A 22,364-nucleotide genomic window follows, 5' to 3' on the forward strand; every position below is an offset into this window, starting at 1 on the left:
AGGAAAAAGGCCATTGGGGGCTGAACTGGCCTTCGTGATGGGGAAACAGCCCTCGCGACCCCCGGTTCCACGCCGGACGAAAGATTTTTTCAGCGCGGGGCGGCGGCCCGTCCGAGCCGGTCCAGGATCGCCTCGCCGAGGCCGTCGGCGGGGATCCAGCATACTGCGATCGTCGCGGCTCCCGACGCGTCGAGGTCGCGCAAGGCGGCGAACAGGCGGGACGCCGCCTCCGTGAGGTCGCCGCGCGGAGAGAGGTTCGAGACCGCGCGCGCGCGCTCGATCCCCACCGGGCGCGACGCACCGAACAGCAGCACCGCCTCCTCGGGCTCGACCACCTCGGCGTCGAGCCGCAACGCAGCCCGCGGCGCGTAGTGCGAGGCCAGGAGGCCGGGGCCGATCGGCCGGGCCGCATCGTCCTGCGCCGGTGCGGCCAACGCCGTCCCGAGCACGGCCGCGATCGCCGCGCGGGTGATGCCGCCGGGCCGGAGCAGCCGCGGCGGGCCGCCGAGGCAGGCGATCACCGTCGATTCGACCCCGACCGGGGTGTCGCCGCCGTCGAGCACGGCCGCGATCCGCCCGTCGAGGTCGGCGAGCACGTGGTCGGCCCGCGTCGGGCTGACCCGGCCCGAGCGATTCGCCGACGGGGCGGCGACGGGGCGGCCGATTGCGGCGAGAAGATCGCGGGCGAGCGGGTTGGCGGGAACCCGCAGCGCCACGCTCGGCAGGCCGGCACGCGCCAGGTCGCACACGGTGGTGCCGCCCGAGGCCGGCACCACCAGGGTGAGCGGGCCCGGCCAGAACGCCTCCGCGAGCCGAAGCGCGTGGTCGTCGAACGTGCCCTGACCCTCGGCGGCGGTGCGGCCGGGCAGATGGGCGATCAGCGGGTTGAAGCGCGGGCGCGCCTTCGCCGCGAAGATCCCGACGACCGCCTCCGCATCGGTGGCGTCGGCGCCGAGGCCGTAGACGGTCTCGGTGGGGAAGGCGACGCAGGCGCCGGCCCGGATCAGGCGCGCCGCCTCCGCCACGCCCGATCCGTCGCCCGGGAGGCGGGCCGTCGGGCGCCGGCCCGAGGCCGGGGCGGGGATTGACGCGAGATCGTTCATATATAAACCATCTCCGGCGGTGACGGCGGGGCCGGTTCGGGCGTATGCCGTCAGCGGAGGGCGTGGGCCTAGCGTGCCCCCGCGCCGACCGTCAAACGAGACGCCGAGGCACGGTCGAACCGGGCCGGGCGGGAGGAACAGCCGATGAGCTACCGCGCACCCGTGTCCGAGATGGTGTTCACCCTGCAGCACATCGCCGGGCTCGACGGCACGGGCGCGCTCGGCATCGAGGACGCGGACGCGATCCTCACCGAGGCCGGACGCCTCGCCGCCGACGTGCTCGCCCCGCTGAACCGCATCGGCGACCGGCACGGCGCGACGCTCGCGGACGGCGTCGTCACTACGGCGCCGGGTTTCGCAGACGCCTACAGGACATTCGTCGCCGGCGGCTGGAACGGGCTCACCGCCGACCCGGACCATGGCGGGCAGGGCCTGCCGCAGGTGCTCGACGCGGCCTGCACTGAGATGTGGAACGGCGCCAACCTCGCCTTCGGCCTGTGCCCGCTGCTCACCGCCGGCGGCATCGAGGCGCTGGCGGCGCACGGCTCGGAGGATCTGAAGGCGCGCTACCTCGGCAAGCTCGTCTCCGGCGAGTGGACCGCGACGATGAACCTGACCGAGCCGCAGGCCGGCTCGGACCTGGCCGCGATCCGCACCCGCGCGGAGCCGGCCGGCGACGGCAGCTACCGCATCGTCGGCTCGAAGATCTACATCACCTACGGCGCCCACGACATGGCCGAGAACATCGTCCACCTCGTGCTCGCCCGCCTGAAGGATGCGCCCGCGGGCACCCGCGGCATCTCGCTGTTCCTGGTGCCGAAGGTGCTCCCCGACGGGTCGGAGAACGACCTGCGCTGCTCGGGCCTGGAGCACAAGCTCGGCATCCACGCCTCGCCGACCTGCTCGATGGCCTTCGGCGACAACGGCGGCGCCGTCGGCTGGCTGATCGGCGAGGCGAATCGCGGGCTCGCCTGCATGTTCACGATGATGAACAACGCCCGCCTCAATGTCGGGCTGCAGGGCGTGGGCATCGCCGAGGCGGCGACGCAGCGGGCGCTGGCCTACGCCCGCGAGCGCCGGCAGGGAAAAGCGGCGGCCTCCGCCGAGACGAGCGCGATCGTCGCCCATCCGGACGTGCAGCGCATGCTGCTGACGATGAAGGCCTGCACCGCGGCCGCGCGCGGCATCTGCTACCTGACCGCGGCCGCCCTCGACGCGGCCGAGGGGCCGGAGGGCAAGGCGGCGCTCGACCGCGCCTCGCTGCTGACGCCGGTGGCCAAGGCGTTCTCGACCGACATCGCCAACGAGGTCGCCTCCCTCGGCGTGCAGGTGCACGGCGGCATGGGCTTCGTCGAGGAGACCGGCGCGGCGCAAGCGATGCGCGACGCCCGCATCCTCGGGATCTACGAGGGCACCAACGGCATCCAGGCGATCGACCTCACCGGGCGCAAGCTCCCGTTGAACGACGGCGCCACGGTGCGCGCGCAGATCGCCGCCATGCGCCGGGTCGCCGAAGCCCTGCTCAAGGCCGCCGACCCGGCCCTCGGCCACGCGCCGGCGCGGCTGCGCGTCGGCATCGAGGCCCTCGACCGTGCCACCAGCCACCAGCTGGCGAGCCTGAGGTCCAACCGGCCCGACGCGGCCCTCGCCGGCGCGACGCCGTACCTGCGGCTGTTCGGCCTGGCCCAGGGCGCGGCCTGCCTCGCCCGCGAGGCGCTGGCCGCCCGCGCCGCGCTGAAGGCGGGCGAGACCGATCCGGCGCACGCCGCGCGGATCGCGCTGGCGCGCTTCTTCGCCGAGAACCTGCTGCCGGCCGCCGACGGGCTGGCCCAGGTGGTGATCGACGGCGGCGGGTTCCTGGACGATGCGGCCGCAATGCTGGTGGCGTGACCCAAGCCCTCCGCCCGTCATTCCGGGTCCGCGACGCGGAGCCCGGAATCCAGAACCGCAGGTGGCACCTCATCGAGCCCGGCCGGCGGCTCCGGATCCCGGGCGCACCTTCGGCGCCCCGGGATGGCGGGTCTGGAACGGAAACGGTGACATCGATCGGTCGCTGGCGAGGCCTGGAACGAATGATCAGGGGGAGGCGGAGATGAGCGAGCACGTGGCGATCACCGACGGCGCGGACGGCGTCCGGTCGATCACGCTGAACCGGCCCGAGAAGAAGAACGCGCTCACCTGGGCGATGTACGACGCGATGCGCGAGGCGCTGGCCTCGGCCGACGCGTCGGATGCCGTCGGCGCGGTGGTGTTCTCCGGGGTGCCCGGCATCTTCTGCGCCGGCAACGACATCGCCGAGTTCGTCTCGCGGGCGGAAAAGGCGTTCAGCGAGGCGCCCTCGCTCCGCTTCATCCGGCAGCTCGCGCGCACGGCGACGCCGATGGTCGCGGCGGTCGACGGGATCGCCGTCGGCATCGGCACGACGCTGACGCTGCACTGCGACCTCGTCTACGCCAGCCCGACGGCGCGCTTCCGCATGCCCTTCGTCGAGCTCGGCCTCGTGCCGGAGGCGGCCTCGAGCTACCTGCTGCCGCGGCGGATCGGCCGCCTCAAGGCGACCGAGCTGCTGCTGCTCTCGGAGATGTTCAGCGCGGATGCGGCCGAATCGCTCGGGCTCGTCAACGCGGTGATGCCCTCCGACATGCTGCTGGAGCACGCCCTCGGCCAGGCCGCGCGCCTCGCCGCCCTGCCGCGCGGCGCGCTCGCCGCCTCGCGAAAGCTGATCCGCGGGGACCAGGCCGCGGTCGAGGCGGCGCTGGACGCCGAGGCCGAGGCGTTCGACCGGCAGCTGCGCACGGAGGAGGCGCAGGGCGCGTTCCGGGCATTCCTCGCCCGGTCGAAGCCCGGCCCGAGGCCGTGACGCCCGACCTCGGCCAGAAGATCTGCCTCGTCGCGGGCGCCTCGCGCGGCGTCGGGCGGGGCATCGCCCGGGCGCTCGGCGAGGCGGGGGCCACGGTGGTCGTCACCGCCCGGTCGAGCGAGACCGGGCCGCGCACCGAGCAGCGCGCCGAATCGATCGAGGACACCAGCCGCGAGGTCGACGCCGCCGGCGGCGAGGGCCATCACTACCTCTGCGACCACACCAGCGAGCGCGCCGTCGATGCGCTCGTCCACTGGACCCTGCGCCGCTTCGGCCGCATCGACGTCGCGGTCTCGAGCGTCTGGGGCGGCAACGAGGGCTACGACGGCGAGCGCTACCCGGACGGGACCGGATGGGGCACGCCGTTCTGGCGCCGCTCGGCCGAGCCGTTCGCGGAATTCGCCCGCGTCGGCCCCTATCCCGGCCTGCTGCTCGCTCGCGCCGTGGCGCCGGGGATGATCGCGGCCGGATCGGGCCTGATCGCGCTGGTCTCCTTCGGCACCGAGGACGGCTACCTCGGCGACGTCTACTACGACCTCGCCAAGGCGACGACGAACCGCCTCGCCTTCGCCTTCGGGGAGGAGCTGCGCCCGCACGGCGTCACCGCGCTCGCCCTTTCGCCGGGCTTCGTGCGGACCGAGCGCGTCTGCGACCTCGGGCAGGGCGCGCTCGCCACCGAGAGCCCGCTCTATGCCGGCCGCGCGCTGGCGGCGCTCGCCGCAGACCCCGACGTGATCGCCCGGTCGGGCCGGGTGATCCACGCCGGCGACATCGCGGCGGAATACGGTTTCACGGATGCCGACGGGACGCAGCCCGTCCGCTTCCGGATCAAGCCCTGACACGCAACGCCCGACCCCCGCGCGGAGGAAGCGATGACCGGTACCCTGGCCGACAAGACCCTGTTCATCACCGGCGCCTCGCGCGGCATCGGGCTCGCCATCGGCCTGCGCGCGGCCCGCGACGGGGCCAACGTGGTGATCGCGGCCAAGACCGAGACGCCCCACCCCAAGCTCGAGGGCACGATCCACACCGCCGCCGCCGCGATCGAGGCGGCCGGCGGCCGGGCGCTGCCGCTGGTGGTCGACGTGCGCGACGAGGATTCGGTGCGCGACGCCTTCACGCGCGCCGCGGAGACGTTCGGCGGCGTCGACATCGTGGTCAACAACGCCAGCGCGATCTCGCTGACCCCGACGCGCCAGACCGAGATGAAGCGCTTCGACCTGATGCATCAGATCAACACGCGCGGGACCTACATGGTCTCGAAATACGCGCTTCCCTATCTGGAAAAGGCGCAGAACCCGCACATCCTGATGCTGTCGCCGCCGCTCGACATGGCGGAGAAGTGGTTCTCGCCGCACCTCGCCTACACGATGGCGAAGTTCGGGATGTCGCTGTGCGTGCTCGGCCTCGCCGGCGAGCTGCGCAAGGCCGGCATCGCCGTGAACGCGCTGTGGCCGCGCACCACCATCGCGACGGCGGCGGTCAACAACCTGCTCGGCGGCGAGGCGCTGATGCGGGCGAGCCGCACCCCCGAGATCATCGCCGACGCGGCCCATACCCTGTTTCTGAAGCCGGCTCGCGAGATCACCGGCCAATTCCTGATCGACGACACGTTCCTGTCGCAGAACGGCGTCACGGATTTCTCGCAATACCGCGTCACCGCGGGCGTGCCCCTTGCGCCGGACTTCTTCGTGCCGGATGCAAGCGCGCCGCCGCCCCACGCGCTCGACTGAGCGCGTTCGTCCCTGAACGGCGCTCGCGTGAGCGCCCCCGCCCATGACGGCGCTCGACAGAGCGCCCATCCCCAGGTTCGCTCTTCGTGATCTTCATCCACCAGCCGGTCACCGGCACCGGCCAGATGCTGCTGGAGCGCCGCCCCCTCGAGCTGCAGGACCCGATCCCCGACGACACCGTCTGGCTCGACATGATCAAGCCGACGCGGGAGGAGGACCTCAAGGTCGAGGCCTTCATGGGCATCCAGGTGCCGACGCGGGAGGAGATGAAGGACATCGAGCCGTCCGAGCTGCTCTACGTCGAGGACGGCGCCCGCTACATGACCGGGCGCGTGCTCTCGAAGGTCAGCGATTCGGAGGATCCGGGGCTCGCCGGCATCACCTTCATCCTGCAGGGCCGCAAGCTCGTGACGGTGCGCTACGAGGAGCCGCAGGCGTTCCGGATGTACACCCAGCGCGCCGGCCGGGCGACCGGCAGCGGGCCGACGGGGACGCCCTCGGGCGAGACCATCCTCGCCGGCCTGATCGAGGCGGTGATCGACCGCGCGGCGGACGTGCTCCAGCTCCAGGGCGAGCGCATCGACCGGCTCTCGGGCAAGATCTTCGAGGTCCAGGCCGACCCGAGCGCGCGCAACACCGCGCTCCAGGACACGCTCCGCGCCCTCGGCCGCCACGGCGACCTGATCTCGAAGCAGCGCGAGAGCCTCGTCTCGATGGAGCGCATCCTGCTCTCGCTCTCGGCCACCTACCGGACGGCCAAGGCCCCGCGCGAGCTGCGCGAGGACGTGCGCTCGACCCTGCGCGACCTGCAATCGCTCGAGGAGCACGCGACCTTCCTGTCCTCGAAGATCCAGTTCCTGCTCGACGCGACCCTGGGGCTGGTGAACCTCGAGCAGAACAACATCATCAAGCTGTTCTCGGTCATGGCGGTGGTATTCATGCCGCCGACGCTGATCGCTTCGATCTACGGGATGAACTTCAAGACCATGCCGGAGCTCGACTGGAGCTTCGGCTACCCGATGGCGGTGGTGATGATGGTCGTCGCCGCCGTGCTGCCTTACGTGTTCTTCCGCTGGAAGAAGTGGCTCTAGACGGCCGCCGCGCGCCGCCGCGGGCGGCGATCGCCGGCGGATAGGAACCTCTCGGGATGTGCGGACGCTTCTTCATCGCCCAGGCGCCCGAACGCTTCGCCGAATTCTACGGCTACCCGGAGCGCCCGAACTTCCCGCCGCGCTACAACGTGGCGCCGACGCAGCCCGTGCCGATCGTGATCGCCGAGGGCGGCGCGCGGCATTTCCGGCTGGTGCGCTGGGGATTCTGGCCGAGCTGGCTGAAGGACCCCAAGACCTTTCCGCTGGTGATCAACGCGCGGGTCGAGACCATCCTGGAGAAGGCGACCTTCCGCGGCGCGGTGCGCCACCGCCGCTGCGTCTTCCTGGCCGACGGCTTCTACGAATGGCGGCGCGAGGGCACCGGACGCAGCGCGGTGCGGACGCCCTTCGCGATCCGCCGCGCGGACGGCGCGCCGATGGCGCTCGCCGGCCTGTGGGAATCCTGGCTCGGGGCGGACGGCTCGGAGATCGACACGGCGGCCATCGTCACGACGGGCGCCAACGGAACCATGGCGGCGGTGCACGACCGGATGCCGGCGATCCTCGCGCCGGAGCAGGTCGCACCCTGGCTCGACACCCGCGCGGTGGATCAGGCCGAGGCGGCGGCCCTTTGCCGACCATGCCCGGACGACTGGCTCCGCCTCGACCCGGTCTCCGACCGGGTGAACGCCGTTCGCAACGACGACGCGGCGTTGATCGAGCCGGTCGGCCGGCCTCAGCCGGCCATCCCACCGGCGGATCGTCCAGCAGCCGAACAGCCGCGGTCCAGCGACGAGGACGCGCACGGCAGCCTGTTCTGAACCGGCACACGCGGTAACAGAAACGTGAGGCGGACATACAACTTATGTTGGTGTCACTTCTCGCCGGCCGAGTGAACGTGCATCATCCAACCGCCTATGATCCTTTTTTGTTGGTTGGGGCGCAGCAGCTGTGCCCCCGACCCTATCGAGGCACGACGTGGCCGGCGTTTGCGCACCGGGTCCACGAAAGCGTGTTGCGCAGGTCACGCGACAAACAAGCCTGAACATCAGACGTTGATTTGACGCAAAACTGTCAGCGCCCTACCGTCTATTGCTTTCGCATTTGCACGATCATCGATTTCATCACCTGCGAGATCATATCCATGATTGCTTATCGATGCGAGAAAGCAGCTCTCAAGACCCGGATACGACAGAGCCGTCGGCGCATCGGGCATTCGAACGATCTGATGGCGCTGTCCCGCTTGGCGATCGATCGGTCGCGCGAGGCGATCCGATCCTCGAGCACGCGTTTCGCCCCGGCGTGGCAGGAACCGAAGCAGGCCGTCTCCGTCGGCGCCGTCCAGATTCTCCTGGAGGACATGAACGGCGAGGCGCTCGATGCGGTCGTCGAGGACTTCTCCGCCGCCTACCGCGAAGCTGTGGCGACCGGGAACGACGAGGCCGCCGACATCGTGCGGAAGGCCCTGGTGATCCTGGGTCGCCATCTCGCCAACAGCCTTGGGCCGAAGGCGGCCGGAGTCTCGATAAATTGATTGGCTCCGTGGGAGGCCGTGCCTATGAGGTCGTCTTGTGAAAAAGCCGGATGCCCATCTGTCCATCGCGCGCGCGAGCCTCGAGCGGATCGCGCAAACGCTCGATGAGCCGGTCAGCACGTTCTTCACGGGGGGCGAGCCCGAATCCCGAGAGGCCGAGACCTTGGCCCTCGTCCGAGCCTTCGACCGCATCAGGGATCCGCAGGCCCGCGCCCGCTGCCTGACCTTCGTGACGGCCGAGGCCGACCGCTCGTAGCCGGCCCCACCCCGTGTGCGGCCCCGCGCCTTCGCGGCGACCGACCCGCACGGAGCGACGAGGTTCGACCTCTTCCCTGCCTCCGGGAGGCGTGACGCTCCCGTCGCGTCCGCGCGGGCTCGGTACCGCGTCGAGGCGGCCGCCGGCCGCTACAGCCGGCGCTTGACCGCGACCGCCCTGCGGAACACGCCGACCATCTCGACGTGGCCCGAGTACCGGAACTGGTCCACCGGGGTGACCCGCTCCAGGCCGAAGCCCGCCGCGACCAGGGTCGCCGCGTCGCGGGCGAAGGTCCCGGCGTCGCAGCTGACGCCGACGGCCAGCGGCACCTTGGATTCCGCGATCTGCTTCGCCTGCGCCTGTGCGCCGGCCCGCGGCGGATCGAAGACCACGGCGTCGTAGCCGTTCAGATCGTGGGCGAGGACGGGGCGGCGGAACAGGTCGCGGGCTTCCGTGGTGACGCCCTTCAGGCCGAGCGCGGAGCGATAGGACCGCGCGATGCCCGCCAGCGCGCCGGCCTCGCTCTCGACCGCGTGGACGGCAGCGGTGCGCGCCATCGCCAGGGTGAAGGGCCCGCAGCCGGAGAACAGGTCGACGGCGCGCTTGGTCTTCTTGGTGAAGGCGTCGCGCACCAGCCCGGACAGCGTCGCCTCGCCGGCCGCCGTCGCCTGGAGAAAGCCGCCCGGCGGCGGATGGAGGCGCGCGTCGCCCGAGGCCACCGTGACGGCCTTGCGCTCCACCACCACGTCGCCGTGCAGCGACAGGCGGGCGAGGTCGAGCTCTCCGGCGAGCCGCACCAGCGTGGCGCGCACGCCGGCCTCGACCGGGCCGTGGCCGCGCAGGTCCACATCGAGCCCGGCTTCGGTCGCGGTCACCGCGACGTCGAGGGGCTTTCGCCCGTGCCCGAGGGGCGCACTGAGCGCCCGCGCGATCTCGGGGGCCCGATGCAGGGCCGGCACGGTGATCGGGCAATGGTCGATCGCGACGAGGGCGTGGCTGCGCGCGGCCATCAGCCCGGCCTCGGCCCGGCTCTCGACCTCGCGGACGTGCAGGGTGATGCGCCGGCGGCCCTCGCCGTGGGCGTCGATCAGCGGATCGGGAGCGCGGTCGAGCCCGGCTTGGGCCAGGGCGTTGGCGACCTGCGCGTATTTCCAGGCGGCGTAGGGCTCGGGCGCGAGGTGCTGTGTCGCGCAGCCGCCGCAGCGGGTGAAGTACGGGCAGATCGGGGCGATCCGATCGGGCGAGGGCGTCTCGATGCCGAGGAGCTCGCCGCGCCCGCCGTCGCGCCGGATCGCGACGCGCTCGCCCGGAAGCGCGAAGGCGATCGCCGTGCCGTCTTCGGCGATGCCGTCCCCGCGCGCGCCGAGGCGACGGATCGTGACGGTTTCAGATGCGGTCATCGGGTCTTTCGTGCGGTCGATCGGCGCGTGCGCCGACGAGGAATTCGGTGTTGCCGTCCCCGCCCCGAACGGGGGAGGGGATCAGGCCGAAGATCGTGAAGCCGAGGCCGGCGAGGGTGCGGCGCACCGCATCGCAGACCTCCGCGTGGACGGCGTCGTCGCGGACGATGCCGCCGCGGCCGACGCGCTCGCGGCCGGCCTCGAATTGCGGCTTGATCAACGCGATCAGGTGCGCGCCCGGCGCCAGCAGCCCGGCCACCGCCGGCAGCACGAGGCGCAGGGCGATGAAGCTCACGTCGATGCTGGCAAGGCAAGGGGCAGGGTCGAGGCTGCCCGGCGCGAGGGTTCGGATGTCGGTCCCTTCGCGGTTCGTGACCCGTGGGTCGGCGCTCAGACTGGCGTGAAGCTGGCCGTGCCCGACATCGACCGCGACGACCCGCGTCGCGCCGCGGCGCAGGAGCAGGTCGGTGAAGCCGCCGGTCGAGGCGCCGACGTCGAGGCAGGGGAGGCCGGCCGGATCGAGGCCGAAGGCGTCGAGGCCCGCCTCGAGCTTCAGGCCGCCGCGCGAGACGAAGGGGTGGGGCGCGCTGGCCTCGATCGCCGCGTCGGCCGGCAGCCGCTCGGAGGCGCGGGTGACCGCGCGCCCGTCGGCCCGCACGAGGCCGGCGGCGATGGCGGCCTGCGCCCGCGCCCGGCTCTCGAAATGGCCGTGCTCGACTAGCAGGAGGTCGGCCCTGATCCTGTCGCGCGTCATCGAGGCTGGTTCACGGGGAAGGGGTCACGAATGGTCCGGCCGCCGGGCTGCCCGGGCGGCGCGATCGAAGAAAGCCCTGTCGGAGGACCGGATGACGGCCTAACTAGCCCGACGTGGAGAGGAGAGCCATCACATGACACGCACCCTGCCGTTGCTCGCAGCCCTCGTCGGCTTCGCATCCGGCGCCACCGGAGCGCTCGCGCAGACCCCGCCGGCCGCGGAGTCGGCCCCGGCCGCCGCACCCCAGACCTTCACCGGCGAGATCAAGAACAACAAGGGCGAGCCGATCGGGACGCTGACGATCCGCGACGGCGCGAACGCGCTGGTGATGCGGATCGCGATCAAGGCCGGCGGCCTGCCGCCCGGCTGGCACGGCATCCACTTCCACGCGGTCGGCGACTGCTCCGACACCGACAAGTTCATGAACTCGAAGGCGCACGTGAACCATGACCAGAGCAAGCACGGCCTGCTCAACCCCGACGGCCCGGACGAGGGCGACCTGCCCAACGTCTACGCGGCGGCCGACGGCTCGGTGAACGCCGAGGTCTCCAGCGAAACGCCGCTGACGGGCGACGGCGGCCTCCAAGACGGCGACGGCTCGGCGCTGATCGTCCACGCCAACGAGGACGACCACACCACGCAGCCGATCGGCGGCGCCGGCAACCGCATCGGCTGCGCGGTGATCAAGTGACCCGCACGACGATCCGCTGAGGGGCACGAGGCCCTCGGTCGAAGGCGGCCGACGCCCGACGAGGGATGTCCCGGTCCGTGCCGACCGGCGGATCGGTCGGATCCGACGCGGCGGCGCGGTCCCCGGCCGCGCCGCCGAGCGCTTCCGGCCCGCTACCGCGGGACTGCCCGACCCACTTCGACGACGAGGACGACCGACGCCGCGTTCAAGCCGACCGTCTACCTGAAGGCGGGCTGCCCGTTCTGCTTCAAGGTCCGCCTGTTCCTGCTCGAAACCGGGCAGCTGGATCGGGCGGACCTGCGCGAGTTCGTCCCCGGCGACGCGGCGGAGACGTCGATCCGCAGCCGGCTCGCGCCGGCGGTCGAGACGGTGACCTTCCCGACGGCCGAGCTTGCGCCCGGCCGGTTCACGACCGAATCCGATGCCATCGTCGCCCATTTCGCGGGGCGCGCCGGCGTCGCGCCCGATGCCTTGCCGACCTACCAGGCCTATCTCGGCGGCGTCTTCAAGAACCTCCAGTCCCTCTACCGCGAGAACATGGAGCTCAAGAACCGGTCCCGGACGGCCTGACGGGCATTCCGCGCGACGGCAGGGCCGGGCTCAGGCCCGCGCCAGGCGCGGCTTGCCTCCGAGCGCCTCCTCCACCGTGCCGTCACCGTCGAGATAGCCGTGGACCTTCGGGTTCGGCATGATCAGCGAGGCGACGAAGGCGATCGCGAGCAGGATGGTGACGTACCAGAAGAAGCTCGATTCCATCCCCGCCTCCTTGAACCACAGCGCCACGTATTCGGCGGTGCCGCCGAAGGTGGCGTTGGCGAGGGCGTAGGACAGGCCGACGCCGAGCGCGCGGACCTTGGTCGGGAACAGCTCCGCCTTCACGATGCCGCTGATCCCCGTGTAGAAGCTCACCGCCAGCAGCCCCAGCGTGATCAGGCCGAAGGCGACGTAGGGGTCCTGCGTCGCGCCGATCGCGGTCATCAGCGGCACCACCATCAGCGTGCCGAGGCCGCTGTAGAGCAGCATGTTGGCCTTGCGCCCGATCCGGTCCGACAGCGCACCGAACAGCGGCTGGACCATCATGTAGACCAGCAGCACCGCGGTCATCGTGCGCGAGGCCGTGCCCTTGTCGAAATGCGCGGTGTTGACGAGATACTTCTGCATGTACGTCGTGAAGGTGTAGAACACCAGCGAGCCGCCGGCGGTGTAGGCCAGGACCACGCAGAATGCGCGCCAATGCTTGGCGAGCTCGGAGAAGGTGCCGGCGTTCTCCTTGTCGGAGCCCGCAGTCTCGGCGAGCGAGCGCCGCAGGTAGAGGGCGACGATGGCGGCCACCGCCCCGAGGAAGAACGGGATTCGCCAGCCGAAGCTGTGCAGCTGCGCCTCAGTGAGCGCAAACTGCAGCACGATCAGCACCAGCGAGGCCAGGAGCTGGCCGCCGATCAGCGTCACGTACTGGAACGAGGCGAAGAATCCGCGCTGACCCTTCAGCGCGACCTCGCTCATGTAGGTGGCGCTGGTGCCGTACTCGCCGCCGACCGAGAGGCCCTGGAGCATGCGCGCCAGCAGCAGCAGCACGGGGGCTGCGGCGCCCACGGTCTCGTAGGTGGGCAGCAGGCCGATGAACAGCGAGCCGATGCACATCATCAGGACCGAGATGACCATCGAGGTCCGGCGCCCGACGCGGTCGGCGATGCGCCCGAACAGCCAGCCGCCGATCGGCCGCATGAAGAAGCCCACGGCGAAGATGCCGGCGGTCTGGAGAAGCTGGCTGGTGGAATCGCCCTTCGGGAAGAACGACGACGCGAAGTAGATCGCGAAGAAGGCGTAGCAGTAGAAATCGTACCACTCGACCAGGTTGCCGGACGACGAGGCGACGATCGCCCGGATGCGGCGGCTGCGGTCGGCCGCCACGTCTTCGGCGGTTGGCGCGATCCCGATCGAGTCGGACATGCTGGCTCCCTGTCTCCGTCGTTCGGACGGCGCATTCTTGATACGGGCGACGTTACAGGCGGGGACCGGGACCGCCTAGGCCGCGTGGGCGCGCGAACGAGGATGCCCACCGCCCGTGTCACGTCGTCTCCGAGCGGCAGGCTCCGACGGAACGCTTTTCGGGACTGTACCGTTTCGGGGCGGTGACTTCGTCGGTCGGCGACGGACGTGGCCTTTCAACAATAACGGGACGGGATCGAGCGCCATGAACAAGATCTTTCGCGGAACGGTGACGGCCGCCGTGCTGGTGCTGGGCACGGCCACGGCCTTCGGCCAGGGCGGCCCCGGCGGCGGTGCCGGCGGGCCGGGCGGCGGCGGCGGACCGGGCGGCGGCGCCGGCGGACCGGCGGGCGGTGCTGGCGGCGGCGCCGGCGGTGGCATGCGCGGCGGTGCAGGCCCTGGCGGCGGTGCTGGCGGTGGTGCCGGCGGCGCGATGCGCGGGAACGACGCCGGCGGCCCGGCGGGCGGCGCGGCCGAGCGCGGCGGGCCGGGCAGCGGTGCCGATCGCGGGGCGCCGGGCGGTGCGGAACGCGGCGGTGCGATGCGCGACGACGGCCCCGGCGGTAAGCCCGGCGCCCGCGACGAGCGCGGCGGCCCCGGGCGCAACGAGACCGGCGGCCCCCGCGGGGATCGCGACGGTCCGGCGGCGCGCGACGGACGCGGCGACCGTGATGGTCCCGGCGCCCGTGACGGCCGGGGCGATCGCGACGGCCCCGGTGCCCGCGGCGACCGCGACGGTCGTCCGGATCGCGGCGCCCGCGGTCCGCGCGGCGGCGGCGAGGCCCGCGGCGCCTATGGGCGTCTCGGCGGCGCCGAGCGCACCCGGTTCCGCCAGGACCTGTTCCGCAGCGGCGTGCCGCGCCTGGCGGCCGGCGCCTTCGCGCTCACCGTCGGCACGGCGATCGCCCGCAGCTATGAACTGCACCGCCTCCCGCCGGCGATCGTCGAGCTGGCACCGGAATACGAGGATTACAGCTACGTCCTCGTGGACGACGACATCGTCATCGTCGATCCGGACACCTACCAGATCGTGGACGTGATCCGCGGCTGAGGCGAAAACCCGCGCCGGCCTGCCCTCCCTCCTCTGCGGGGGAGGGTGTGCCTCGTGGCGGCAAGGGTCGGGAGAGGCGGGTGCGTCGTCCGGATACGGCGCTCCCCCTCTCCCGATGTGCTTCGCGGGCCGACATTCCGCGCCAACCGAGGGGCGCGGCGGCGCATCGGGCGAGCGGCCCCGGCCCTACGTCCCGCGGTCGAGCATCCGCGAGACGACCCGCGCCGTGTAGTCGACCATCGGCACGATGCGGGCGTAGTTCAGGCGCGTCGGGCCGATCACGCCGACGACGCCGACGATGGTCTGCGAGCCGTCGCGGAACGGCGCCGCGATCAGCGACGAGCCGGAGAGCGAGAACAGCTTGTTCTCCGAGCCGATGAAGATCCGCACCCCGTCGCCGCCCTCGGCGCGGGCGAGCAGGTCGATCACGTCCTTCTGCGTCTCGAGGTCCGAGAACAGCAGCCGCATCCGCTCGAGGTCCTCGATCGCGCGAAGGTCGTCGAGCAGGTTGGCCTGCCCGCGCACGATGAGCTGGCGGGCCTCGCTCGGGCCGACGGACACGGCGAGGCCCGCATCGACCAGGCGCTCGGTGATCGCGTCGAGCTCGCGCTTCATCGCCTGGCGACCCGCCTCGATCTCGGCGCGCAGGCCGCCGAGGGTGCGGCCGTGCAGGCGGGCGTTGAGGTAGTTCGACGCCTCCTGCAGCGCGCTCGCCGGCAGGCCCGGCGGCAGGTCGAGCAGGCGGTTCTCGACCGAGCCGTCGTCGGAGACGAGCACCACCAGGGCGCGTGCCGGATCGAGCCGCACGAACTCGATGTGCTTGAGCTGCACGTTGGTCTTGGTCGTCAGCACCACGCCGGCTCCGCGCGAGATGCCCGAGAGCAGGCTCGACGCCTCGGCCAGCGCCGAATCGAAGGTGTGCCGCGAGGCCGCCGCCCGCATCTGCGCCTCGATCCGCTCCTGCTCCTCGCGGCCGACATCGCCGAGCTCGAGCATCGCGTCGACGAAGAAGCGCAGGCCCAGCTCGGTCGGCAGGCGCCCGGCGGAGGTGTGCGGCGCGAAGATCAGCCCGGACTGCTCCAGGTCGGACATCACGTTGCGGATCGAGGCCGGCGACAGGGTCATGGGCAGGATGCGCGCGAGGTTGCGCGATCCCATCGGCTCGCCGGTGGAGAGATAGCCCTCGACGATCTGCCGGAAGATCTCGCGGGCACGCTCGTTCAGCGCGGCGAGGGCCTGCGCCTGCGGCGGTTGGGAGAAGGGTCGGGAAAACTCGGTCACGCGCGGTTCCTGGCCGATGATTGTGTCCCGCTAAAGCCTGCGGATCAATCCATGGGCTTCTCATACGGCGCTCGGGCGCTTCGGGTTGCCGCGTGTGGCGGCGCAGCCTAAGCACCCCGCTCGAATTCGGGAATCAGGAGAACGCCGCATGCGGCCTTCGAAGCGCGCGGCCGACGAGTTGCGCAAGGTCACGCTCGAGCGCTCGGTCGCCCGCTACGCGGAGGGCTCCTGCCTCGTGACCTTCGGCGAGACCCGGGTCCTGTGCACCGCCTCGCTGGAGGAGCGCGGGCCGCACTGGCTGCGCGGCTCGGGCAAGGGCTGGATCACGGCGGAGTACGCCATGCTGCCGCGCGCCACGCACGAGCGCACCCGCCGCGAGGTCAATTCCGGCAAGCCCTCGGGCCGGACGCAGGAGATCCAGCGGCTGATCGGGCGATCTCTGCGCGCCGTCACCAACCTGCCGGCGATGGGCGAGAAGCAGATCACCGTCGACTGCGACGTGATCCAGGCCGACGGCGGCACCCGCACGGCATCGATCACCGGCGCCTGGGTCGCGCTGCACGAGTGCTTCGCCTGGATGCGCGCCCGCTCGATGATCTCGGTCGACCCGCTGCGCGACCACGTCGCCGCCATCTCCTGCGGCATCGTCAAGGGCGCCGCCGTGCTCGACCTCGACTACGCCGAGGATTCGGGCGCCGAGACCGACGCCAACTTCGTCATCACCGGCACCGGCGGCCTCGTCGAGGTTCAGGGCACCGCCGAGGGCAAGCCGTTCTCGGAGGACGAGCTGCTCGCGCTGCTCCGGCTCGCCAAGGGCGGCGTCGCCGACCTCGTCGCCCTCCAGAAGCAGGCGATCGCATGAGCCACCGCATCCTCTCGGGCCGGGTCGTGATCGCGACCCACAATGCCGGCAAGCTGGTGGAGATGCGCGAGCTGCTCGCGCCCTTCGGCGTCGAGGCGGTCTCGGCCGGCGAGCTCGGGCTCGCGGAACCCGACGAGACCGGCACGATGTTTTCCGAGAACGCCGCGATCAAGGCGGTCGCCGCCGCCAACGCCGCGGGCCTGCCGGCCTTCGCCGACGATTCGGGCCTGTGCGTCGATGCGCTCGATGGGGCGCCCGGGCTGTTCTCCGCCCGCTGGGCCGGGGCGTCCAAGGACTTTTCCGGCGCGATGGCGCGGATCTTCGCGGAGCTGGACCTGCGCGGGGCGAGCGACCGGAGGGCGCACTTCGTCTCGGCCCTGGTGCTGGCCTGGCCCGACGGCCACACCGAGCTGTTCGAGGGCCGCGTCTTCGGCGACCTCGTCGAGCCGCGCGGCACGGCCGGCTTCGGCTACGACCCGATGTTCCGGCCCGACGGCTTCGACCGCACCTTCGGCGAGATCGCGTCGGAGGAGAAGCATGGGGTCGACTGGCAGACCGGCGACGCCCTCTCGCACCGGGCACGTGCCTTCGTGAAGCTCGCCGCCGCATGCCTGCGCCGGCCGGGCTGAACGGATCGGGCGATTGCCAAACGGCGCGCACGCGAGCACATCGCGTGCGATGACCGACCGTTCAGGCCCGGACCACCCGACCCGCGATGCGGGCTTCGGCGTCTACGTGCATTGGCCCTTCTGCGCCTCGAAGTGCCCGTATTGCGACTTCAACAGCCATGTCCGCCACGCGCCGGTGGACGAGGCGCGCTACCTCGCGGCCTTCCGCGCCGAGATCGCGCACGTGGCGGGGCGCACCCCCGGCCGCACCGTCTCGAGCATCTTCCTCGGCGGCGGCACGCCCTCGCTGATGCAGCCCGCGACGGTCGCCGGCATCCTCGATGCCATCGCCGCAGCCTGGGGCGTCGAGCCCGGCGCCGAGATCACGTTGGAGGCCAACCCGACCAGCGTCGAGGCCGGGCGCTTCCGGGGCTACCGCACGGCCGGGGTCAACCGCGTCTCCCTCGGCGTCCAGGCCTTCGACGACGCTTCGCTCAAGAGCCTCGGGCGGCTGCACAGCGCCGAGGAGGCCTTCGCCGCGATCCGGGTCGCGCAGGGCGCGTTCGATCGCAGCTCGTTCGACCTGATCTACGCCCGCCCGAACCAGACCGCCGCGGCGTGGCGGCGCGAGCTCACCGAGGCGATCGGCCGGGCGGCCGAGCACCTCTCGCTCTACCAGCTCACCATCGAGCCCGGCACGCCGTTCTACGGGCTCGCCGCCGCCGGCCGGCTGGTGCCGCCCGACGACGAGACCGCCCGCGCGCTCTACGACGTGACCCAGGAGGTCTGCGACCGGGCGGGCCTGCCGGCCTACGAGATCTCGAACCACGCGCGTGCCGGCGCGCAGTCGCGCCACAACCTGCTGTACTGGCGCTACGGCGAATATGCCGGCATCGGCCCCGGCGCGCATGGCCGCCTCGTGACGGAGGCCGGCCGCCTCGGCACCGTCACCGAGAAGGCACCGGAGGCCTGGCTCGCCCGGGTCGAGCGCGACGGCCACGGCATCGCCGAGACCGAGACGATCGCCGGCGCCGACCAGGGCGACGAGTTCCTGATGATGGGCCTGCGCCTGTCCGAGGGCATCGATCCGGCGCGCTATGCCGCGCTGAAGGGCCGCCCGCTCGACGGGTCGCGGGTCGCGGCGCTGATCGGCGACGGCCTCGTGGCGCGGCTCGACGGCGGCCGCATCGCCGCGACCGCGCGCGGCGCTCCGGTGCTCAACGCCGTGGTCGCGAGCCTCGCGGCGTGATGCCGAACGCCTCCGCGCGCGCGTCGAAAGCCGATTCGTGAGCCGGCGATGACGTCGGCCGTCATCGGCCTCGTGCTGCTCGCGGCGCTGCTGCATGCCGGGTGGAACACGCTGCTGCGCGGCGGCGCGGACCGGCTCTGGACCAATCAGCGTGATGAACTTCACGGTCGGCGGGCTCGGGCTCCTCATCACCCTCGCGGTCGAGCTGCCAGGTCTTCGACACCGCGGCGATGGTCACCGTCCACCGCGCGTCTCCGCTCTGGCTCCTGCTGACGCGCGGATCGGCGGCCCTCGGCGGGCGGCCCGCCGCGGTCGCGCGCGCCGTCGGCGGGGGCGCCGCCTCGCTGCTGGCCTACGCGGCGGTGATCTGGGCGATGCGGCTCGGGGCGATGGGGCCGGTCTCGGCCCTGCGCGAGACCAGCGTGGTCTTCGCCGCGCTCCTCGGCCGCGCCTTCCTGGCGGAGCGCCTGACCGCCGGCTGCATCGCCGCCTGCACGGTCGTCGCGGCCGGCGCGGCGATGATCGGCCACGGCTGACGCGCGGCGGAGGCTCAGGTGCCGGGTTTGGCCAGGGCGCGGGGCGCCGGGCTGACCACGCTCGATGCGTTGTTGCGGATCTCGTGGACGGCGAGCGCCCGGTCGCTCAGGCCGTCGGCGCGGAAGCGGAAGGTGCCGTCGACGCCGGCGAACCCGGCGCTCTTGGTCAGGGTCGCGTCGGCGAAGCGCTGGGTCCCGTATTGCCGCGCGAGCGCCGCACTGAGCGAGACCGCGTCGTAGGCCAGCGAGGCGACCCGCGGCGGGCTCGTGCCGAACCGCGCCTGGTAACGCCCGGCGAAGTTGCCGAATCCGCCGGTGTCCGGTGCGGCGAAGCGGCCGCCCTGCAGGGCCGGCAGCGCGAAGAGCCGCGGCTCGTTCCAGACCGCGGTGCCGATCGGCCGGACGCGGGACGGCGCGAAGCCGGCCTTGGTGAGCGCGGCCGCCACATTCGGCAGCCCGTCGGCGGTCTCGGGCAGGAACAGGGTGTCGGCCTGCGCGCCCGGTCCGGTGATCAGGCCGCCGAGGCGCGCGATCGCCGGCTCCGGCGCGCCGGGGGCGTAGCGCTCGATGCCGACGAGACGGGCGCCCTTGCGCGCCACCGCTTCGCGGAACTGCGCCTCGACGGCGTTGCCGTAGGCGTTCTCGGGGATCAGCGCGGCGAAGGAGCGGCGCCCGCCCGCGACCGACTCGTCGACGATCCGGTCGACCTCGGCCTGCGGGAGGAAGCTCAGCAGGTAAGTGCCGGGGCCGGCGACGCTCGCATCGGTCGAGAACGCGATCACCGGCTTGCCCGCGGCGCGCGCCGTCGCCGAGGCGGCCGCGACGTTGGCGGCGAAGAGCGGGCCGAGCACCAGCTCGGCGCCCTCGGCGATGGCGGCGCTCGTCGCCTCGCGGGCGCCGTCCGGCGAACCGCGGTCGTCGCGCACCAGGATCTGGAGGTCGGGCTGCTGGTATTCCTCGATCGCGAGCTCGGCCGCGTTGCGCATCGCCGCCCCGAGATTGGCCCCCTGGCCCGAGAGCGGCACGACGAGGGCGACCTTGACCGAACCGGTACCGATCCGGCCCGGCGCCGAGGCGGCGGCCGGCGTCGAGCCGGGAACGGCGTCGGCGGGCGGTGCGAGGCCGGGAGCGAGTTCGGCCCGCGGCGGCGGCGCGGCGCGGACGGAACGCGCCCGGTCCGGAAAGCCGATGCAGCCGGCAAGGGCGAGGATCACGGCGAGGGCGGCGCCGGCCCGGAGGGCGCGGGGCGGGACACATCGCGCCATCGCGAAACTTCCTTCCCGTAAAGATCGTCCACGCGGGATCGTGGCTCTGGCTTAAAGCGTGGACCCGAAAAGTAAACGCGCCGATGTCGCAGGATCGCGCGCGCCCCCGGAAAACACGAATCAGCGGGGGTTCGCGGCGGTTCGGCGGCCGCGAGCAAATTCCGCTCGGCGGCTTGGCGTGGCAAGGTCCGCGCGATGACACAGCGAATCGAGCCCGCACGCCGCCCCCGCAGGGACGGGCCGGCCAAATCCACCGCGACCAAGGTTGCGACCTTCACCGCCTTCGGGCTAGCGACGGAAGCGGAGCCGCTCGCGCCGGGCCTGCACGTGGTGGCGACGCCGATCGGCAACCTGCGCGACGTCACGATCCGGGCGCTCGCGACGCTGGCCGCCGCCGACGCGGTGCTCGCCGAGGACACCCGCGTCACCCGGACGCTGCTGATGCACTACGGCATCACCACGCCGCTCGTCGCCTACCACGAGCATTCGAACGCCGCCGTCCGCGAGCGCATGGTGCGGCGGATGCTGGACGGCGAGGCGCTGGCGCTGGTGTCGGATGCCGGCACGCCGCTGGTCTCCGATCCCGGGTTCAAGCTGGTCCAGGCGGCGATCGAGGCGGGGATCTGCATCACGCCGATTCCCGGCCCGTCGGCGGTGATGACGGCGATCGTCGCCGCCGGCCTGCCGACCGACCGGTTCTTCTTCGAGGGTTTCCTGCCGCAGAAGGCCGGCGCCCGCCGCAACCGGCTCTCGGCGCTGGCGACCGTGCCAGGCACGCTGGTCCTGTTCGAATCGCCCCACCGCCTGCCGGAAATGCTGGCGGACGCGGCGGAGGTCCTCGGCGGCACCCGTCCCGCGGCCTTGGCGCGCGAGCTGACGAAGATGTTCGAGACGATCCGCCGCGGCACCCTGGCCAGCCTCAACGACACCTTCGCGGAGGAGGGCGCCCCGAAGGGCGAGGTCGTGGTGGTGATCGGGGCCGCGCCGGACGAGGCCACCCCGGAGGAGGCCGATGCCGGCCTCGACGCCGCCCTGCGCGTCGCGCTCGCGCGGCACTCGATCAAGGATGCCGCAAGCCTCGTCGCCGACGAGACCGGGCAGCCGCGCCGCGCTGTCTACAACCGTGCGCTGGTGCTGGCTCGCGAGACCGATGCGGACGCCTGATGCCGCCCGCCGGAAGGCGACCGAACGCCGCGGGCGCCGGGCCGAATGGCTGGCGCTCGGCGCGCTGATGCTGAAGGGCTATCGCCCCCTGGCGATGCGGGTAAGCGCGTCGGGCGGCGAGATCGACCTGATCGTGCGCCGCGGCGGCACCATCGCCTTCGTCGAGGTCAAGGCGCGCGCGACGCTGATCGAGGCGCAGAACGCGATCGGCCGGGTCAAGCGACAACGCTTCTCGCGCGCGGTGCGGAGCTGGATCGCGCGGCATCCGTTCGCCGGAAGCCTGACCCTGCGGGCGGACGCGGTCTTCATCGGCGGACGCGGCTGGCCGGTCCACCTCGTCGACGCGTTCCCGATCGAGGGCCTGTAGCGGACGGTCAGGCGCGCGCGGCGCTGATCGCGCCGATGAGCGTGCGCTTGAGGTCGGCCTGGCTGAACGGCTTCTGCACCACCGGGCGATCGCGGAACGGCTCGCGGATGCCGGCGCCGCCGTAGCCGGTCGAGAAGATCAGCGGCAGGTCGCGCTTCGCGATCGCCTCGGCGACCGGGTAGATCGGCTCGCCGGCGACGTTCACGTCGAGGATCGCGACCTCGAAGGTCTCGCCCTCGGCCATCTCCAGGGCGGTCGAGAGGCGTGCCGCCGGGCCGACCACGGTGCAGCCGAAATCGAGCAGCATGTCTTCGAGCAGCATCGAGATCGCGGCTTCGTCCTCGACGACGAGCACCCGCTTACCCTGGAGAACGTCGTCGTTCGGTTCCGCGCTCACGCCGAGGTGTCTTCCTTGTCGATCCGCTCCGCTTCAACGGAACGTCGCCATGATGGCTGGTCGGATCCGATCGTCGCGCCAGGAGAACCAAGCGGGTACACCGGGCGGCTGAGGGGTCGCCCGGAACGCCGGTTGTGTCAAGCGTCCGGCGCGGGCTGTTCCGTCGGCAATGT

The 22,364-nt window shown here is 72.3% G+C and carries 24 protein-coding genes; 17 read left to right on the forward strand and 7 right to left on the reverse strand.

Going from position 1 to position 22,364, the window contains the following annotated elements; all coding sequences use genetic code 11:
- Window positions 1–89: 89 nt before the first annotated feature.
- Window positions 90–1,103: an L-threonylcarbamoyladenylate synthase gene (locus ACFZ8E_RS09775; RefSeq protein WP_405042689.1), complete on the reverse strand. Its 1,014-nt coding sequence runs from the start codon at window positions 1,101–1,103 to the stop codon at window positions 90–92.
- Between the two features lie 144 nt (window positions 1,104–1,247).
- Here ACFZ8E_RS09775 and ACFZ8E_RS09780 point away from each other — a divergent pair, with 144 nt between their 5' ends.
- From ACFZ8E_RS09780 to ACFZ8E_RS09815, 8 genes are all read left to right on the forward strand, one after another.
- Entirely contained in the window at window positions 1,248–2,993 is a 1,746-nt protein-coding gene (locus ACFZ8E_RS09780) for an acyl-CoA dehydrogenase (protein WP_243949515.1), read from the forward strand.
- Between the two features lie 202 nt (window positions 2,994–3,195).
- Window positions 3,196–3,963, forward strand: a complete 768-nt coding sequence (locus tag ACFZ8E_RS09785; RefSeq protein WP_405042690.1) for an enoyl-CoA hydratase-related protein — start codon at window positions 3,196–3,198, stop codon at window positions 3,961–3,963.
- Window positions 3,960–4,802: an SDR family NAD(P)-dependent oxidoreductase gene (locus ACFZ8E_RS09790; protein WP_405042691.1), complete on the forward strand. Its 843-nt coding sequence runs from the start codon at window positions 3,960–3,962 to the stop codon at window positions 4,800–4,802. The genes ACFZ8E_RS09785 and ACFZ8E_RS09790 overlap by 4 nt, the downstream gene beginning before the upstream one ends.
- A 33-nt stretch (window positions 4,803–4,835) precedes the next feature.
- The gene (locus ACFZ8E_RS09795) at window positions 4,836–5,696 is read left to right on the forward strand and encodes an NAD(P)-dependent oxidoreductase (RefSeq protein WP_147728141.1); all 861 of its coding nucleotides are present in this window, start codon (window positions 4,836–4,838) and stop codon (window positions 5,694–5,696) included.
- 86 nt (window positions 5,697–5,782) lie between these two features.
- The gene (locus ACFZ8E_RS09800) at window positions 5,783–6,787 is read left to right on the forward strand and encodes a magnesium transporter CorA family protein (RefSeq protein ID WP_147728142.1); all 1,005 of its coding nucleotides are present in this window, start codon (window positions 5,783–5,785) and stop codon (window positions 6,785–6,787) included.
- Between the two features lie 56 nt (window positions 6,788–6,843).
- Window positions 6,844–7,608, forward strand: coding sequence for an SOS response-associated peptidase (locus ACFZ8E_RS09805; protein WP_405042692.1), 765 nt, complete (start codon window positions 6,844–6,846; stop codon window positions 7,606–7,608).
- 239 nt (window positions 7,609–7,847) lie between these two features.
- Window positions 7,848–8,321 (forward strand): hypothetical protein, encoded by a 474-nt coding sequence (locus tag ACFZ8E_RS09810; RefSeq protein ID WP_405042693.1) that lies wholly within the window; start codon window positions 7,848–7,850, stop codon window positions 8,319–8,321.
- Window positions 8,322–8,358: 37 nt separating this feature from the next.
- Window positions 8,359–8,577, forward strand: coding sequence for a hypothetical protein (locus ACFZ8E_RS09815; RefSeq protein WP_243931806.1), 219 nt, complete (start codon window positions 8,359–8,361; stop codon window positions 8,575–8,577).
- 149 nt (window positions 8,578–8,726) lie between these two features.
- On the opposite strand, the gene ACFZ8E_RS09820 is transcribed toward ACFZ8E_RS09815, so the two are convergent.
- Together ACFZ8E_RS09820 and ACFZ8E_RS09825 are read right to left on the reverse strand one after the other, a co-directional pair.
- Complete coding sequence (locus ACFZ8E_RS09820; RefSeq protein ID WP_405042694.1) at window positions 8,727–9,977, reverse strand: class I SAM-dependent RNA methyltransferase; 1,251 nt, start codon at window positions 9,975–9,977, stop codon at window positions 8,727–8,729.
- The gene (locus tag ACFZ8E_RS09825; protein WP_243949505.1) at window positions 9,964–10,731 is read right to left on the reverse strand and encodes a TlyA family RNA methyltransferase; all 768 of its coding nucleotides are present in this window, start codon (window positions 10,729–10,731) and stop codon (window positions 9,964–9,966) included. Before ACFZ8E_RS09825 ends, ACFZ8E_RS09820 begins: the two co-directional genes overlap by 14 nt.
- Before the next feature lie 133 nt (window positions 10,732–10,864).
- Between ACFZ8E_RS09825 and ACFZ8E_RS09830 the strand changes: the two genes are divergently transcribed.
- Together ACFZ8E_RS09830 and ACFZ8E_RS09835 are read left to right on the forward strand one after the other, a co-directional pair.
- Window positions 10,865–11,422 carry a superoxide dismutase family protein gene (locus ACFZ8E_RS09830; protein WP_147729999.1) on the forward strand — a complete coding sequence of 186 codons (558 nt, stop codon included), beginning with the start codon at window positions 10,865–10,867 and terminating at the stop codon, window positions 11,420–11,422.
- A gap of 222 nt (window positions 11,423–11,644) precedes the next feature.
- A complete protein-coding gene (locus ACFZ8E_RS09835; RefSeq protein WP_405044362.1) occupies window positions 11,645–11,992 on the forward strand; it encodes a glutathione S-transferase N-terminal domain-containing protein in 348 nt (115 codons plus the stop codon).
- A gap of 30 nt (window positions 11,993–12,022) precedes the next feature.
- On the opposite strand, the gene ACFZ8E_RS09840 is transcribed toward ACFZ8E_RS09835, so the two are convergent.
- Entirely contained in the window at window positions 12,023–13,372 is a 1,350-nt protein-coding gene (locus tag ACFZ8E_RS09840) for an MFS family transporter (protein ID WP_147729610.1), read from the reverse strand.
- A 244-nt stretch (window positions 13,373–13,616) separates the two neighbouring features.
- Here ACFZ8E_RS09840 and ACFZ8E_RS09845 point away from each other — a divergent pair, with 244 nt between their 5' ends.
- A complete protein-coding gene (locus ACFZ8E_RS09845) occupies window positions 13,617–14,462 on the forward strand; it encodes a DUF1236 domain-containing protein (protein ID WP_405042695.1) in 846 nt (281 codons plus the stop codon).
- Window positions 14,463–14,648: 186 nt separating this feature from the next.
- Here ACFZ8E_RS09845 and hrcA read toward each other — a convergent pair whose 3' ends face one another.
- The gene (gene hrcA / locus ACFZ8E_RS09850) at window positions 14,649–15,743 is read right to left on the reverse strand and encodes a heat-inducible transcriptional repressor HrcA (protein ID WP_147728964.1); all 1,095 of its coding nucleotides are present in this window, start codon (window positions 15,741–15,743) and stop codon (window positions 14,649–14,651) included.
- Window positions 15,744–15,891: 148 nt separating this feature from the next.
- Between hrcA and rph the strand changes: the two genes are divergently transcribed.
- The 4 genes from rph to ACFZ8E_RS09870 all read left to right on the forward strand — a co-directional run bounded on the left by rph (window position 15,892) and on the right by ACFZ8E_RS09870 (window position 18,998).
- On the forward strand, window positions 15,892–16,605 hold the full coding sequence (gene rph / locus ACFZ8E_RS09855) for a ribonuclease PH (protein WP_147728963.1): 714 nt from the start codon (window positions 15,892–15,894) through the stop codon (window positions 16,603–16,605).
- Window positions 16,602–17,234: an RdgB/HAM1 family non-canonical purine NTP pyrophosphatase gene (rdgB, locus tag ACFZ8E_RS09860; protein WP_147728962.1), complete on the forward strand. Its 633-nt coding sequence runs from the start codon at window positions 16,602–16,604 to the stop codon at window positions 17,232–17,234. Before rph ends, rdgB begins: the two co-directional genes overlap by 4 nt.
- A gap of 49 nt (window positions 17,235–17,283) precedes the next feature.
- Window positions 17,284–18,462, forward strand: coding sequence for a radical SAM family heme chaperone HemW (gene hemW / locus ACFZ8E_RS09865; RefSeq protein WP_147844311.1), 1,179 nt, complete (start codon window positions 17,284–17,286; stop codon window positions 18,460–18,462).
- Between the two features lie 230 nt (window positions 18,463–18,692).
- Window positions 18,693–18,998: an EamA family transporter gene (locus ACFZ8E_RS09870; RefSeq protein WP_405042696.1), complete on the forward strand. Its 306-nt coding sequence runs from the start codon at window positions 18,693–18,695 to the stop codon at window positions 18,996–18,998.
- A 14-nt stretch (window positions 18,999–19,012) separates the two neighbouring features.
- Here the strand turns inward: ACFZ8E_RS09870 and ACFZ8E_RS09875 are convergent, their stop codons facing one another.
- Complete coding sequence (locus ACFZ8E_RS09875; RefSeq protein ID WP_405042697.1) at window positions 19,013–20,263, reverse strand: penicillin-binding protein activator; 1,251 nt, start codon at window positions 20,261–20,263, stop codon at window positions 19,013–19,015.
- 195 nt (window positions 20,264–20,458) lie between these two features.
- On the opposite strand from ACFZ8E_RS09875, the gene rsmI reads away from it, so the two are divergent.
- Both rsmI and ACFZ8E_RS09885 read left to right on the forward strand, forming a co-directional pair.
- Complete coding sequence (gene rsmI, locus ACFZ8E_RS09880) at window positions 20,459–21,427, forward strand: 16S rRNA (cytidine(1402)-2'-O)-methyltransferase (RefSeq protein ID WP_405042698.1); 969 nt, start codon at window positions 20,459–20,461, stop codon at window positions 21,425–21,427.
- A complete protein-coding gene (locus ACFZ8E_RS09885; protein ID WP_405042699.1) occupies window positions 21,414–21,794 on the forward strand; it encodes a YraN family protein in 381 nt (126 codons plus the stop codon). The genes rsmI and ACFZ8E_RS09885 overlap by 14 nt, the downstream gene beginning before the upstream one ends.
- Before the next feature lie 7 nt (window positions 21,795–21,801).
- Here the strand turns inward: ACFZ8E_RS09885 and ACFZ8E_RS09890 are convergent, their stop codons facing one another.
- A complete protein-coding gene (locus ACFZ8E_RS09890) occupies window positions 21,802–22,191 on the reverse strand; it encodes a response regulator (RefSeq protein ID WP_147729180.1) in 390 nt (129 codons plus the stop codon).
- Window positions 22,192–22,364 lie beyond the last annotated feature (173 nt).

Origin of the sequence: Methylobacterium sp. HMF5984 (assembly GCF_045033435.1) — a bacterium.
In the GTDB taxonomy this organism is placed as follows: Bacteria; Pseudomonadota; Alphaproteobacteria; order Rhizobiales; family Beijerinckiaceae; genus Methylobacterium.

Bases quoted from the DNA above. Each gene is read 5' to 3' on its own strand.
- ACFZ8E_RS09785 (WP_405042690.1), top strand. From the start codon at position 3,196: ATGAGCGAGCACGTGGCGATCACCGACGGCGCGGACGGCGTCCGGTCG.
- rsmI (WP_405042698.1), top strand. From the start codon at position 20,459: ATGACACAGCGAATCGAGCCCGCACGCCGCCCCCGCAGGGACGGGCCG.
- rph (WP_147728963.1), top strand. From the start codon at position 15,892: ATGCGGCCTTCGAAGCGCGCGGCCGACGAGTTGCGCAAGGTCACGCTC.
- ACFZ8E_RS09830 (WP_147729999.1), top strand. From the start codon at position 10,865: ATGACACGCACCCTGCCGTTGCTCGCAGCCCTCGTCGGCTTCGCATCC.
- hemW (WP_147844311.1), top strand. From the start codon at position 17,284: ATGACCGACCGTTCAGGCCCGGACCACCCGACCCGCGATGCGGGCTTC.
- ACFZ8E_RS09775 (WP_405042689.1), bottom strand. From the start codon at position 1,103: ATGAACGATCTCGCGTCAATCCCCGCCCCGGCCTCGGGCCGGCGCCCG.
- ACFZ8E_RS09825 (WP_243949505.1), bottom strand. From the start codon at position 10,731: ATGACGCGCGACAGGATCAGGGCCGACCTCCTGCTAGTCGAGCACGGC.
- ACFZ8E_RS09885 (WP_405042699.1), top strand. From the start codon at position 21,414: ATGCGGACGCCTGATGCCGCCCGCCGGAAGGCGACCGAACGCCGCGGG.
- ACFZ8E_RS09795 (WP_147728141.1), top strand. From the start codon at position 4,836: ATGACCGGTACCCTGGCCGACAAGACCCTGTTCATCACCGGCGCCTCG.
- ACFZ8E_RS09845 (WP_405042695.1), top strand. From the start codon at position 13,617: ATGAACAAGATCTTTCGCGGAACGGTGACGGCCGCCGTGCTGGTGCTG.
- ACFZ8E_RS09875 (WP_405042697.1), bottom strand. From the start codon at position 20,263: ATGGCGCGATGTGTCCCGCCCCGCGCCCTCCGGGCCGGCGCCGCCCTC.
- ACFZ8E_RS09840 (WP_147729610.1), bottom strand. From the start codon at position 13,372: ATGTCCGACTCGATCGGGATCGCGCCAACCGCCGAAGACGTGGCGGCC.
- ACFZ8E_RS09870 (WP_405042696.1), top strand. From the start codon at position 18,693: ATGGTCACCGTCCACCGCGCGTCTCCGCTCTGGCTCCTGCTGACGCGC.
- ACFZ8E_RS09805 (WP_405042692.1), top strand. From the start codon at position 6,844: ATGTGCGGACGCTTCTTCATCGCCCAGGCGCCCGAACGCTTCGCCGAA.
- rdgB (WP_147728962.1), top strand. From the start codon at position 16,602: ATGAGCCACCGCATCCTCTCGGGCCGGGTCGTGATCGCGACCCACAAT.
- ACFZ8E_RS09780 (WP_243949515.1), top strand. From the start codon at position 1,248: ATGAGCTACCGCGCACCCGTGTCCGAGATGGTGTTCACCCTGCAGCAC.
- ACFZ8E_RS09820 (WP_405042694.1), bottom strand. From the start codon at position 9,977: ATGACCGCATCTGAAACCGTCACGATCCGTCGCCTCGGCGCGCGCGGG.